The organism is Pseudomonas inefficax, from assembly GCF_032164165.1.
Classification (GTDB): Bacteria; Pseudomonadota; Gammaproteobacteria; order Pseudomonadales; family Pseudomonadaceae; genus Aquipseudomonas; species Aquipseudomonas inefficax.
Genome location: NZ_CP134401.1, coordinates 5,098,884 through 5,110,748, shown reverse-complemented (window position 1 = coordinate 5,110,748; position 11,865 = coordinate 5,098,884). Strand labels below are relative to the sequence as shown.

The window sequence follows — 11,865 nt, the reverse complement described above, 5'->3', positions numbered from 1 at the left end:
CCGTTCATAGAGCAATCAAGGGAAACAGCATGACCTATTGTGTCGCCATGCACCTGGCGGACGGGCTGGTCTTCATCAGCGACTCACGCACCAATGCGGGTATCGATCAGATTGCCAGTTTTGCCAAGCTGTTCGTGTTCGGCGTGCCGGGGGAGCGCCTGATCGTCCTTCAGACCGCCGGCAATCTGGCGACCTCGCAATCGGTGGTGAACCTGCTGCAGCAACGCACGCGGGGCCCCGGCCCCCACCTGTTGAACGTTGCCACGCTCTACGATGCAACGGTACTGGTCGCCGACACCCTGCGTGAGGTGGTCAGCCGTGATCGTAGCAAGCTGTCTGCCGGCATCGACCTCAGCAGCTCGTTCATCGTCGGTGGCCAGATAGCCGGTGGCCCCATGGGCATATACAACGTCTATGCACAGGGCAATTTCTTCCAGGCCACGCCAGACACACCGTTCCTGCAACTGGGCGAAAGCAAGTACGGGCGGCCGATCCTCGACCGTAACCTTGGTTACCACATGCCTCTCGATGAAGCGTTGCGCTGTGGGCTGATTTCGTTCGACTCGACCATTCGCAGCAACCTGTCGGTGGGCATGCCGTTGGACCTGCTGGTCTACCACAAGGACAGGCTGGAAACACCGAAGCGCCAGCGCATCGCCAGCGACGATGCCTATTACGAGCAGATACGCAGGCAGTGGAGCGACGGGCTTAAAAGACTGTTGGCCGAACTGCCACCGCCGCCCTACTGATTGGCAGGGGCCCCTGTGGGAGCGGGCATGCCCGCGAACACCGGCACAGCCGGTGCCAGGCACCGCGTTGGATTCTTCGCGGGCATGCCCGCTCCCACAGTAGATCGCTTGTGCAGCCCTCAGTTGCAGGGGCTACTCCAGGGGAATGGTCAGGCGATCGATCACGGCACGGGTTTCAGGCCGCACCCCGCGCCACCAGGCGAACGCCTCCGCCGCCTGCTCGACCAGCATGCCGACACCGTCGGCCAGGCGCGTCACCCCCTGCGCCTGGGCCATGCGCAGGAACGGCGTCAGGCCTTTGCCATACGCCAGCTCGTAAGCCAGCCGCGTCTCGCCGAGCACACCTTCAGGTAGTGGCGGCAGCTCGCCGGTGAGGCTCGCGGAGGTGGCATTGACCACGATGTCGAAAGACTGCCCCTCCAGCTCCTCATAACGGCTGATGCGCAGGCTTGGGTGATCCAGCTCGTTGCGCAGGGTGAGCGCCTTGGCCATGTCTCGGTTGGCAAGCACCAGCTCGCTCGGCCCCGCCTGCAGGAACGGCAGCAACGCACCACGCACCGCGCCACCGGCGCCGAGCAACAGTACCCGGCGATTGCCCAGCGGTTCACCGAGGTTCTCCTCGATATCCCGCAACAAGCCGATGCCGTCGAAGTTATCGGCAAAGATCCGACCCTCCTCGAACTTCAATGCATTGGCCGCACGCGCCAGCTGTGCGCGCTCGCTGCGCTGGTCGGCCAGTTCGAAGGCACGCAGCTTGAACGGCGCGGTGATGTTCATGCCCAACCCGCCATCATTGCGAAACTGCAGTACCTGGGCCTCGAAGCCCTCGAGTTCGCCCTCGAGGGCGCCGTACTCCAGGCACTGGCCGCTGGCCTGGGCGAACAGGCCATGAATCAACGGGGACTTGGTGTGGCTGATCGGCCGGCCGATCACTGCATAGCGGTCGCTCATCGTGCATCTCCATGGGTGAACAGCACACCGTCTGCCTGCATGGCGGTGATTTCTTCAGGGCTGAAGCCAAGCCCGGCGGCGACTTCGGCATTGTGCTGGCCGAGGTCCGGGGCTACCTGGCGGATCGTGGTGTCACAATCCGAAAAGCGGAACGGCAGGTTGGGCAGGCGCAAGGTACCGTAGCGCGGGTGCTGCTGCTCGATGACCATGTTGCGCGCCTGGATCTGCGGGTCGGCCACGACCTCGTCGATGCGCTGCACCTTGGCGCTGGGAATGTCGATGTCATCGAGCAACTGCAGGATATCGGCCACCCGGCGCGCTCCGACCCAGTCGCGAACCACGGCCAGGATTGCCTGGCGGTGGGCGTTGCGGCCATTGAGGCTGTGGTAGCGGCTGTCGTTGCCGAACCCGGGCGGGCCACCGTTGGCTTCGAGCATCGCGGCAAAGCGCTTCCAGGCGTCGTCGACCTGGGCGGCGATTACCAGGTCGCCATCGGCAGCGCGAAACACGCCGTACAGGGTGGAGGTGGGCATGTCATGGCCGGTCTGCTCGGGCAGGACGGTGCCGTCGGACAAGGTGTAGCACTGCACCGCGTATTCATGCATCGACACCAGCGTGTCGTACAGGGCCATGTCGATGTGCTGGCCACGGCCGCTGTTCACACGGCCCAGCAGCGCCGCATTGATCGCTGCCACGGCATGGATCCCGGTGTACATGTCGCCCAGGGAAATGCGCAGCAACGGCGGCGCTTCGCCCGGCACGCCGACCATCTGCATGATCCCGCTCTTGGCCTCGGCGATCAGCCCGAAGCCGGCACGGTGGGCATCTGGCCCGGTGTGGCCATAGGCGGAGATCGAGCAGTACACCAGGCGCGGGTTGCGCGCCGACAGCTCGGCGTAGCCCAGGCCCAGCTTGTCCAGGGCGCCGGGGCGATAGTTTTCGATGAACACATCGGCCGAGTCGGTCAGGCGCTGCATGAACGCTTTACCACGCGGGTCCTTCATGTTCACGCTGACGCCCTGCTTGCCCATGTTCAGCTGCAGAAAGTAACCGCTCTGCTGCTCATCAAGGGTAAACGCGTGCTGGCGGCCGGCATCGCCGTTACCCGGCCGTTCGACCTTGATCACTTCGGCGCCCAGTGCTGCCAGGCAGCGGCCCACGTAGGGCCCGGCCAGGAAGTGGCTATAGTCGATGACGCGGATACCCGCCAATGGCAATGCCTGGCTCATGCCTGCACCCTCCTCGGCACCATCAGACGGTGCTCGCCACGCTGCACGACTTCGCCGTGCTGGTTGATCAGCTCCGACGGCAAGACCACGATGCCCCAGCCCGGTCGGCTGTTGCTCGGGCGCATCGCCCCCACACGCATGCGCACGTGCAGCACATCGTCGACCTTGATCGGCAGCACGAAGTCCCAGGTCCAGCCCAGCGACATGCCCGGTACAAAGCGGTATTCGCACTGGGTCTTCAGGCCGTCGGCGATCGACAGGCCGAACAGGCCATGGGCAACCAGGCAGCCGAAGTGACTCGCGTTGGCGTATGCCTCGTCGACATGCACCGGGGTGTGGTCGCCAGTGAGTTCGGCGTAGGCCAGGATGCGTTCGCGGGTCACGGTGTAGCTGGGGCTGATGCACTCATCGCCTTCGCGGGCATCGTCCCAGTATCTTTCCACCACGCTCATGCCGTCACCTCTGCGCGTGGGTCGATCGCCAGTGCCTGGGCGACGCATTTCAACGGCACTGCCTGAATGAACTCCACCGCCAGGCCGTCAGGCAGGCGCAGCCAGTTGCGGCCCTGGGGCATTTCGCTGACGCCGAAACGATGTGCGGCGGCCAGGGCAGCTTCGAGGTCCTCGCACATGATGCCCAGGTGCGCCAAGCGCCCTTCCGGCCCGGCAAAGTCCGGCTGGTGGATGAACTGCAGGCCACCGAGGGTCCAGTACTGCGCGGGCTGCTCGACCTCGCCCTGCATCTCGCGCATGGTCATGCCGCACACCTCGCTGAAAAAGCGGATGTGCCACTGGATGTCCCGCACCCAGAACGCAACGTGTTCAAGGTAGGCTTTCGGCTGGCTCATGGATGATTCCCCTTCTGCTGATCGGCCATGGCGCGCTCGATACCCTTGATGCAGGCCACCAGGGTCGCGTTGACCGGCGTAGCCACGCCATGGCGCTGGCCCCAGCGCACGACGGAGCCGTTGATGAAATCGATCTCGGTGACCGAGCCCTTTTCCAGGCTCTGCAGCATCGAGGTGCGAAAGCTCGCTGGCAGGCCTTCAGCTGCCAGACGCCATGCGGCGTCCGGGCTGGTGAGGCTCAGGCGGATGCCGGCCCGCTCGGCGACGGCGATGGCCTCGCTCACCGCTGCCTTGGCGGTGCTTTCCAGCAGTGGCTCGCTGTACAGCTGGCCATAACTGAGCATGGTGATGCCGCTGAGCGCGCCTGTCGCGACGTTGACTAGCAGCTTGTCCCACATGCTGCCGAGAATGTTGTCGCTGACTGTGGTGGCGAGCCCGGCGCCATTGAAGACCTCGGCAATGGCCTGCACTCGCAAGGTACATTGGCCGTCGAGCTCGCCGATGAAGGTCTGCTTGCCCGCTACACCGGCACGGATCGAACCCGGCGCCAGCAACACGCCACCGACGTAGGTCTTGCCGGCCAGTACCCGCTCACGCCCCACGGCCTCGGCCAGGATGTCTTCATGGCCAAGACCGTTCTGCAGTGACAGCACCAGCGTTTGCGGCCCGATCAGCGCCTTGGCACCGGTAATCGCCTCGCGGGTGTGGAACGACTTGACCAGCACCACCACCAGGTCGGCCACGCCCACGGTTGCCGCGTCGCAGGCCGCCTTCACCCTGACCTGCCGCTCGCCGCGTTCGTCCTGCACCCGCAGCCCGTGCAGGTTCATCGCGTCGACATGCGCACGGCCACGGTTCAACAGCCAGGTTTCGTGCCCCGCTTCGCTCAAGGCTGCACCAATGGCACAACCCAAGGCACCGGCGCCCAGAATGCAGATTTTCAAATCGCAGACCTCCTGTGGTTTGCGACTACCTTATGCAGCGGGTCTTATTCCGGCTATACAATGGGCTCAATACAGTTATTGAGTTTCGCAATAATGAGCACGCTCGATGCCTTGCCCGATCCAAAGCTGCTGCAGCTGTTCGATGTGCTTTACCACTGCCGTAGCGTGACCCGCAGCGCTGAACAGCTCGGCCAGAGCCAACCTACGGTGAGCATCTGGTTGGGGCGCTTGCGTGAAGAATTGAACGACCCGCTGTTCGTGCGCACCCCTGGCGGCATGGCCCCTACCCCGCGAGCAGACCAGCTGATCGGGCCCTGCCGCGAGGTGCTGGAATCGCTGCGGCGCCTGACTACCTGGGAACCGCAATTCGTTCCGGCCACGGCGCAGCGGCGCTTTCGCCTGTGCGTCAGTGATGCCAGCCATATCACCCTGCTGCCCAGCATTCTCAACCACCTGCGCACCCATGCGCCGGGCATTCGCCTGGAGGCGGCGCGCATCGATGGCAATACCGAGAGCGCGCTGGAGTCGGGCGAGGCGGACCTGGCCATCGGTTTTGTGCCTTGGCTGGGTGCGGGGATGTATCAGCAAGTGTTGTTCGAACAGGACTGGGTCTGCCTGAGCAACCCACGACACCCTCGCCTGGGCAAAGGCATGAGCGTGGCGCGCTACCAGGCCGAGGGGCATGTACAGATCAGTGCCGGTACCGGGCAGAAGTTGCTGGAGGCAGGCCTGGCTCGAGCCGGCATCGAGCGCAGGATAATGCTCGAGCTGCCGGCGTTTCTGGGGTTAGGCATGATTGTCGGGTCGACCGACCTGGTGGCTACGCTGCCACGGCACATCGGGCAGACACTCGCCGACATGCATGGTCTGCAGGTGCACGATTGCCCGTTTGCAGTGGAGGGCTTCACGGTCAAGCAGCATTGGCACGCGCGGTACCAGCAAGACAGCGGGAATCGCTGGATGAGGGAGGTAGTTCGGACCTTGTTTCAGGCAGGTGCCGGTTAGCACAGAAGACGAGCCCTTCCCTCGCCGAGCTTCCTTCCCTGGAAGCATCGGTGTACGGATCAAGCAGCAGGCTTGAGCACCACCTTCGTCCAGCCATCATCCCGCGCATCAAAGTGCCTGTAGGCATCGGGGCCTTCGGCAAGCGTCAAACGATGGGAAATGATCTGGGAAGGCTTTGCGCGCCCATGATGAATGAGCTGCGCCAGACGACGATTGTAGGCCTTCACGTTTGCCTGACCTGTGCGGATGAATTGGCCTTTGAACCAGAACGCTCCAAAATCGAAGGCCATCTTGCCCTGCTTCGCCAGCTCATTCTTCGCACCCGGATCTTCTGGCACGAACACACCCACGACGCCTATGCCACCGGTAGCCTTGGTTGAGGCAACCAGATTGTTCATGGTGAGGTAGTTCGCTTCATGACCATGCTTGTCGCAGCACTGGTAACCCACACATTCGCATCCACGATCGGTGCCTTTGCCATGGGTCAGGTTCATGATTTCCTCCACTGCCTTTTGCTCGACCGCGTTGATGGGGGTTGCCCCAAGCTGCGCGGCCAGCCTCAGGCGATCTGGCTGGTTGTCGATCACGAACACCTGGGAGGCACCCTTGATGATTGCCGAATAGGCCGCCATCAGCCCGACGGGGCCCGCTCCATAGATCGCAATGCTCTCGCCCGGCTGTAGGCCGGCCAGCTCTGTCGCATGCCAACCGGTGGGAAAAATATCCGAAAGCATGACGTAGTCGTCTTCACGCTCCTGGGCGTCCTCCGGCAGCACCAGGCAGTTGAAATCAGCGTACGGTACACGCAACAGCTCGGCCTGGCCGCCTTGATAGGGCCCCATGTCGGCAAAGCCGTATGCGGCCCCGGCAGCACCCGGGTTGGCAGTGAGGCAGAATCCTGTAAGGCCTTTTTCGCAGTTTTCACAGAACCCGCAGCCGATATTGAAAGGCAGGCTGACCCAATCACCGACCTTGACCCGGTCTACCCCTGCACCCACCTCGATCACCTCACCGAGGTTTTCATGACCGAACACGCGCCCGGCCTCGAACGATGTGCGCCCCTCGTACATGTGAAGGTCGGATCCGCAGATGTTGGTAGTGGTTATGCGCACCAGCGCGTCTGTAGGTTTCTCGATCCTTGCATCCGCGACATTGTTGACGGCGACGTCGCGCGGGCCGTTATAAACGATTGCTTTCATGCTGAACTCCCAGAAGTCAGGGGCGATGGAAAAGCGCCCTACCCTGTTGGGGTAATGGCCTTACCCCAAGTGTTCAGTGCCATACGTGAATAGCAGATCAGTGGCGCTAATCATCGTCGCTCCATGGATCTCGACTGACTCGCGGTTCAACGGGCCTAGCGTGCCGCCTATCCGCCAAGCGCAGCGACCGCCGTTCCGTTCAAGACTGCGGCCTTGATGCAGCGCGTCGATCGGCCCGATAACGGAAATATATTTTGCGCACTAACTATTATCGCGCAACATACCAGTCAGGCAGTAACCAATCGCTGATCCCCTACCCAAGCCAACGGAGCATGACCATGAACTTCAGCAAAGCAATCACCATCGCCACCTTGACTTTCGGCGCCAGCGTCAGTGCCTTCGCCCAGACCGCCTCGCCGTACCAGTACGGCATGCACCTGGACATCGCCCAAGTCATCGCCGTGGACGCCCCGGCCAACGCCACCGGGCACGCCAGTACCGCCACCCTGACCTACCGTGACAGCGACGGCAAGTTGCAGAAGGTCAGCTACCTGCGCCCGACCACCTACGCCAACCAGAACTGATCACCCTACCCAGCGCCCCAGGAGCTTGACCATGAAACTCTCCCGCCCCCTCGCCGCCGGCCTGCTCGCGCTCGCCGTCAACAGCGCCTTCGCCGCCGGTAGCCCCGGTGTGGAAACCACCACCCAGGCTTTCCTCCAGGCCCTTGAAGCCGGTGGTGGCAAACCGCTGGAAACCCTGTCGCCGAAAGACGCCCGTGGCGTGCTCACTGGCGCACAGGCCAGCGTGAATGTGGACGTATCCGGCATCCAGGTCGAGCGCCGCACCATTGCTGTCGACGGGCAGGTCCTGGAGATCCGCGTGGTACGTCCACAAGGGGCGAAAGGCGAGCTGCCTGTGTTCATGTTCTTCCATGGCGGTGGCTGGGTGCTGGGGGATTACCCGACCCATGAACGCCTGATCCACGACCTGGTGCTCGGCTCCGGTGCAGCGGCCGTCTATGTCGACTACACGCCATCGCCGGAAGCAAAATTCCCCACCGCCATCAACCAGGCCTATGCCGCCACCCGCTGGGTTGCCGAGAACGGCAGGCAGATTGGCGTCGATGGCAAGCGCCTGGCGGTTGTCGGCAACAGCGTCGGCGGCAACATGGCGGCGGTTGTGGCGCTCAAGGCCAAGGAGGCCGGCACGCCAAAGCTGCGCTTCCAGGCCCTGCTGTGGCCGGTGACCGATGCCAACTTCAACAACGGTTCGTACAACCAGTTCGCCGAAGGCCATTTCCTGACCCGCAACATGATGCAGTGGTTCTGGGATAGCTATACCAGCGACCCCAGGCAGCGTGACGACATCCACGCCTCGCCGCTGCGCGCCAGCCTGGAGCAGTTGAAAGGCCTGCCACCCGCGCTGGTACAGACCGCCGAGATGGACGTGCTGCGCGATGAAGGCGAAGCCTACGCCCGCAAGCTTGGCGCTGCCGGCGTACCGGTGACCGCCGTGCGCTACAACGGCATGATCCACGACTTCGGCCTGCTCAACGTACTCGGCCAGGTGCCCGGTACCCGCAGTGCGATGGACCAGGCTGCCCAGGCGATCAGACAGCATCTGCAGTGATAGTGGTTCACGACCGGTGCGGCTTGGCCGCATTGGTCGTGGTTGCGTGCCTCGCGCCTACTATGCGTGCAAGAGGATCACGAAGTTCTTTTTCATGTCTTCCAGCACGGTCCATTTGCCCTTGGCGCCCGGTTCGATGATGAACGTGTCGCCAGCGGCCAGTGTTACGGGGGCGCAACCCTCAAGCTCGATGACGCAGCGTCCACTCAGGACATGGCAGAACTCCCAGACTTTGTAGTCGATGCGCCACGCTCCGGTGCTGGCTTCCCATTCTCCGGAAATGCGACCTTGCTGTTCATCGTGATAGTACTTGGACGTCAGCGTATGAGGGGTGCCTTCCACGACCTCTTCAAAAAAGGGCAGGTCGCGCACCGGTTGGATATCCAGTTCGCGGAACACGGTCAGTTTCTTGTTCATGGTTTTTTCTCGAGCACGTTGTGGGTAGGGCGATACATCAAATAGGCTTCACCGGTTACGCCCAGCATCGGGTGCGGAACGATCTGGCAGGTTTTAACAATCTGAAAACCGTGACGTTCGTAGAAGCGGCGTGCACCGTGGTTTTCTGCATAATCGATCAGGCATAGCCCATCCAGGCCAGAGTCCTCGGCGCGCTGCTGGGCGTGGCGAAGAAACTGGACGCCCAGCCCCTGGCTGCGCCACGCCTCATCCAGGGCCAGGCTGGAAATGTACAAGGTGTCGGGTATTTCCATGTCGGAATAAGGTGCGAGGACCGGGTCTGTCTCGACAGGTCTGTCAGGTGTCTCGCGCAAGGCATAGCTGTGCATCATGCCGATGACGCGCCCTTCGGAAGTGGCCATCAGGCAGTTCTTGTAGGAAAAGTCGCCCTGTTCCCTGGCATAGCGAGACGCACCGACACTCAGCAACGCTTCTCCAGGTGCGGCAAGCTTGCTCCATATGTAATCGGCCATGCCTTCCGATGTCAGTTGAAAGAAGCGCGCAATATCTTGCGCGTCCGAGGCTTGAGCGGGTCTGAAATCGACAGGCATGTACAGTGCTCCCATGGGATCGGGTGGTCAGTTTTCAAGGATTACGCCTTTGACTGGGTGGCAGGGTAGCCGGATTGAACGGCCCCCATCATGCTCCAGGCGAACACCGTCAGCACGGCGAGCGACGCTGTCCCACTCTCGAAGTCACGTGGGGACGGTCTTTGCCCAGCATGTTTCGAAAATCACCAGCCATCAGGCATGCGCTGTACCTGTGGGAGCCGCGCTTGCCGGCGATGGGCCGCGAAGCGGCCCCGGTTACAGATGTTCGCTATGGGTCGAAAGCGGCGATTCAATTGGTCAGCCGCTTCTCCATCGGCTGATAGACCAACCCGGCAATTTCGCCCACTCCCCTTGCCAACGCAAAACCGTAACGTTCATAAGCTGCTACCGAAGGAGATGCGACTTTCAACAGGCAGCTTTTGAGGTTAACTTCCCTTCAAAATCACGCCGAGGCCATCTCCCTATGTCAATTGCTGACAACCTTCTTGCGTTCACCTTCGCAGCAACGCTGTTAACACTGACGCCCGGCCTCGACACTGCTTTGATATTGAGAACGGCCACCGTGGAAGGAAAGCAGCAGGCTTTTCGCGCCGCGCTGGGCATCAACACAGGTTGCTTGCTGTGGGGCGCCGCTGTGGCATTTGGACTAGGCGCACTGATTGCCGTATCAGAGTTGGCGTTCAACGTCTTGAAATACTGCGGTGCCGTCTATCTAGCCTGGCTCGGGCTGAATATGCTTTTACGTCCGCGTAAATCATTGTCGCCTGTCCAAGCGGCAGCAAAGCCAAGCCGTGACTGGTTCCTGAAGGGAGTGATGGGAAATATCCTCAATCCCAAGATTGGTATTTTCTACGTCTCTTTCTTGCCCCAATTCATTCCCCAAGGCCAGCCATTGATTACTTGGACGTTCGGCTTGGTAAGTATTCACGTGGTAATCGGGTTGCTATGGTCAATTATTCTGATCGCCGCAACCCAACCGCTGGCCGGTATATTGCGGCGTGAGAAGGTGGTTGCGTGGATGGATCGTGCAACAGGAATGCTCTTCGTTCTTTTTGCTGCTCGTCTCGCCTTCAGTAAACGTTAAGCCATTCAGTAAGGCGCCGGTGTATTGCCCGGAGGTTTACCCATGAACAACCTTCCGCGAAGGACAGCAATGGGGTGGATCGCGACCGTCCACCGTATCGAGTTCACCCTTGTTCTCCCCTGACGCGAGGACAACCCATGAGCCAGCTCCCACAGGAATATCATTAGCCTTCAGACATGCGCTGTACCTGTGGGAGCCGCGCTTGCCGGCGATGGGCCGCGAAGCGGCCCCGGTTACAGATGACCTCTTCGGGTTGATAGCGGTCAGCTCGCGAATGGCTGTCAATGGCCCTTGGCTATAGACGGCAAACGGCAGCATTCGGCCCGAAGCGGACACTTGAGAATAACCGGCTTCGTGAGTGCGACACACACTCTGTGGGAGCGGGTTTACCCGCGAAGCAGGCGCCGCGGTGGATGGCACCGGCTGTGCCGGTGTTCGCGGGTGAACCCGCTCCCACAAAGTCCGCTGTAAGACGCAACGTCGGCTATGGGTCGGTTAGCGACCGTCCACCGTATCGAGTTCACCCTTGTCCTCTTCTAACGCGGAGGACAATCCATGAAAACCGCTGCTACCTACACCCATCGCCCGTGGAACAAGGGAAAACTAATCGGGCAGAAAGCCCCGCTCCGACTTAAAGATATCTGGGCCATCCGGGTAAGGCTCCAGATCGCGGAGAAATCTAGGGATCTAGCGTTGTTCAACTTGGCCATCGACAGCAAGCTGCGAGCCTGCGACTTGACCAAGCTTCGTGTACGAGACGTAGCCCATGGAGAGCATGTGTCGTCACGAGCGATCGTAATGCAGCAGAAGACTCATCATCCAGTGCAATTTGAGATCACCGAGCAAACACGTATGGCTTTGGAAGCCTGGATGCATCAGGCTCACCTCCGTAGCGAGGACTGTCTGTTTCCGAGTCGGCTACATGGTTCAGATCATCTCTCCACTAGGCAATACGCTCGAATAGTGAAAGCCTGGGTGACAGCCATTGGCCTTGATCCAGCGCTGTACGGCACCCACACGCTGCGGCGAACGAAAGCCTCATTGATCTATCGCAGAACCAAGAATCTGAGGGCAGTGCAACTCCTGCTTGGCCATACGAAGCTTGAAAGCACCGTCAGATATCTGGGGATTGAGGTCGACGATGCCTTGGAGATGGCAGAGCAGACGGAGGTCTGACCATCCAAAGCGACGGTCGAGGGTAGACCGTCGCTAACCGAC

At 61.4% G+C, this 11,865-nt stretch carries 14 protein-coding genes and 1 pseudogene; 6 read left to right on the top strand and 9 right to left on the bottom strand.

Going from position 1 to position 11,865, the window contains the following annotated elements; translation table 11 throughout:
• The first annotated feature begins 29 nt into the window (after positions 1-29).
• Positions 30-749 carry a proteasome-type protease gene (locus RIN61_RS23070; RefSeq protein WP_112253775.1) on the top strand — a complete coding sequence of 240 codons (720 nt, stop codon included), beginning with the start codon at positions 30-32 and terminating at the stop codon, positions 747-749.
• Positions 750-881: 132 nt separating this feature from the next.
• On the opposite strand, the gene aroE is transcribed toward RIN61_RS23070, so the two are convergent.
• Genes aroE through RIN61_RS23045 form a run of 5 tightly spaced genes read right to left on the bottom strand, consistent with a single transcriptional unit; the run spans position 882 to position 4,720 of the window.
• A complete protein-coding gene (gene aroE, locus RIN61_RS23065) occupies positions 882-1,700 on the bottom strand; it encodes a shikimate dehydrogenase (protein WP_112253776.1) in 819 nt (272 codons plus the stop codon).
• Positions 1,697-2,929, bottom strand: a complete 1,233-nt coding sequence (locus tag RIN61_RS23060; protein ID WP_112253777.1) for a CaiB/BaiF CoA transferase family protein — start codon at positions 2,927-2,929, stop codon at positions 1,697-1,699. Before RIN61_RS23060 ends, aroE begins: the two co-directional genes overlap by 4 nt.
• On the bottom strand, positions 2,926-3,381 hold the full coding sequence (locus tag RIN61_RS23055; protein ID WP_112253778.1) for a MaoC family dehydratase: 456 nt from the start codon (positions 3,379-3,381) through the stop codon (positions 2,926-2,928). The genes RIN61_RS23060 and RIN61_RS23055 overlap by 4 nt, the downstream gene beginning before the upstream one ends.
• Positions 3,378-3,776 (bottom strand): VOC family protein, encoded by a 399-nt coding sequence (locus RIN61_RS23050; protein ID WP_313854323.1) that lies wholly within the window; start codon positions 3,774-3,776, stop codon positions 3,378-3,380. Before RIN61_RS23050 ends, RIN61_RS23055 begins: the two co-directional genes overlap by 4 nt.
• Complete coding sequence (locus tag RIN61_RS23045; RefSeq protein ID WP_313854321.1) at positions 3,773-4,720, bottom strand: ketopantoate reductase family protein; 948 nt, start codon at positions 4,718-4,720, stop codon at positions 3,773-3,775. The genes RIN61_RS23050 and RIN61_RS23045 overlap by 4 nt, the downstream gene beginning before the upstream one ends.
• A 93-nt stretch (positions 4,721-4,813) precedes the next feature.
• Between RIN61_RS23045 and RIN61_RS23040 the strand changes: the two genes are divergently transcribed.
• The gene (locus RIN61_RS23040; protein ID WP_112253781.1) at positions 4,814-5,725 is read left to right on the top strand and encodes a LysR family transcriptional regulator; all 912 of its coding nucleotides are present in this window, start codon (positions 4,814-4,816) and stop codon (positions 5,723-5,725) included.
• 59 nt (positions 5,726-5,784) lie between these two features.
• Here RIN61_RS23040 and RIN61_RS23035 read toward each other — a convergent pair whose 3' ends face one another.
• Positions 5,785-6,924: a glutathione-independent formaldehyde dehydrogenase gene (locus tag RIN61_RS23035; protein ID WP_112253782.1), complete on the bottom strand. Its 1,140-nt coding sequence runs from the start codon at positions 6,922-6,924 to the stop codon at positions 5,785-5,787.
• 338 nt (positions 6,925-7,262) lie between these two features.
• Here RIN61_RS23035 and RIN61_RS23030 point away from each other — a divergent pair, with 338 nt between their 5' ends.
• On the top strand, positions 7,263-7,508 hold the full coding sequence (locus tag RIN61_RS23030) for a DUF2790 domain-containing protein (RefSeq protein WP_252379312.1): 246 nt from the start codon (positions 7,263-7,265) through the stop codon (positions 7,506-7,508).
• A gap of 31 nt (positions 7,509-7,539) precedes the next feature.
• A complete protein-coding gene (locus tag RIN61_RS23025; RefSeq protein ID WP_313854316.1) occupies positions 7,540-8,556 on the top strand; it encodes an alpha/beta hydrolase in 1,017 nt (338 codons plus the stop codon).
• Positions 8,557-8,616: 60 nt separating this feature from the next.
• Here the strand turns inward: RIN61_RS23025 and RIN61_RS23020 are convergent, their stop codons facing one another.
• The 3 genes and pseudogenes from RIN61_RS23020 to RIN61_RS26860 form a co-directional block, all read right to left on the bottom strand.
• On the bottom strand, positions 8,617-8,973 hold the full coding sequence (locus RIN61_RS23020; RefSeq protein ID WP_252379311.1) for a cupin domain-containing protein: 357 nt from the start codon (positions 8,971-8,973) through the stop codon (positions 8,617-8,619).
• The gene (locus tag RIN61_RS23015; RefSeq protein ID WP_243432278.1) at positions 8,970-9,563 is read right to left on the bottom strand and encodes a GNAT family N-acetyltransferase; all 594 of its coding nucleotides are present in this window, start codon (positions 9,561-9,563) and stop codon (positions 8,970-8,972) included. The genes RIN61_RS23020 and RIN61_RS23015 overlap by 4 nt, the downstream gene beginning before the upstream one ends.
• A 289-nt stretch (positions 9,564-9,852) precedes the next feature.
• Positions 9,853-9,954 (bottom strand): annotated as a pseudogene (locus RIN61_RS26860) (GNAT family N-acetyltransferase); the annotation flags it as partial.
• A gap of 72 nt (positions 9,955-10,026) precedes the next feature.
• Here RIN61_RS26860 and RIN61_RS23010 point away from each other — a divergent pair.
• Positions 10,027-10,647, top strand: a complete 621-nt coding sequence (locus RIN61_RS23010) for a LysE family translocator (RefSeq protein ID WP_313854312.1) — start codon at positions 10,027-10,029, stop codon at positions 10,645-10,647.
• Between the two features lie 555 nt (positions 10,648-11,202).
• Positions 11,203-11,823 carry a tyrosine-type recombinase/integrase gene (locus RIN61_RS23005; protein ID WP_112253789.1) on the top strand — a complete coding sequence of 207 codons (621 nt, stop codon included), beginning with the start codon at positions 11,203-11,205 and terminating at the stop codon, positions 11,821-11,823.
• Positions 11,824-11,865: the final 42 nt, after the last annotated feature.

Bases quoted from the DNA above. Each gene is read 5' to 3' on its own strand.
- RIN61_RS23070 (WP_112253775.1), top strand. From the start codon at position 30: ATGACCTATTGTGTCGCCATGCACCTGGCGGACGGGCTGGTCTTCATC.
- aroE (WP_112253776.1), bottom strand. From the start codon at position 1,700: ATGAGCGACCGCTATGCAGTGATCGGCCGGCCGATCAGCCACACCAAG.
- RIN61_RS23060 (WP_112253777.1), bottom strand. From the start codon at position 2,929: ATGAGCCAGGCATTGCCATTGGCGGGTATCCGCGTCATCGACTATAGC.
- RIN61_RS23055 (WP_112253778.1), bottom strand. From the start codon at position 3,381: ATGAGCGTGGTGGAAAGATACTGGGACGATGCCCGCGAAGGCGATGAG.
- RIN61_RS23050 (WP_313854323.1), bottom strand. From the start codon at position 3,776: ATGAGCCAGCCGAAAGCCTACCTTGAACACGTTGCGTTCTGGGTGCGG.
- RIN61_RS23040 (WP_112253781.1), top strand. From the start codon at position 4,814: ATGAGCACGCTCGATGCCTTGCCCGATCCAAAGCTGCTGCAGCTGTTC.
- RIN61_RS23035 (WP_112253782.1), bottom strand. From the start codon at position 6,924: ATGAAAGCAATCGTTTATAACGGCCCGCGCGACGTCGCCGTCAACAAT.
- RIN61_RS23030 (WP_252379312.1), top strand. From the start codon at position 7,263: ATGAACTTCAGCAAAGCAATCACCATCGCCACCTTGACTTTCGGCGCC.
- RIN61_RS23025 (WP_313854316.1), top strand. From the start codon at position 7,540: ATGAAACTCTCCCGCCCCCTCGCCGCCGGCCTGCTCGCGCTCGCCGTC.
- RIN61_RS23020 (WP_252379311.1), bottom strand. From the start codon at position 8,973: ATGAACAAGAAACTGACCGTGTTCCGCGAACTGGATATCCAACCGGTG.
- RIN61_RS23015 (WP_243432278.1), bottom strand. From the start codon at position 9,563: ATGCCTGTCGATTTCAGACCCGCTCAAGCCTCGGACGCGCAAGATATT.
- RIN61_RS23010 (WP_313854312.1), top strand. From the start codon at position 10,027: ATGTCAATTGCTGACAACCTTCTTGCGTTCACCTTCGCAGCAACGCTG.
- RIN61_RS23005 (WP_112253789.1), top strand. From the start codon at position 11,203: ATGAAAACCGCTGCTACCTACACCCATCGCCCGTGGAACAAGGGAAAA.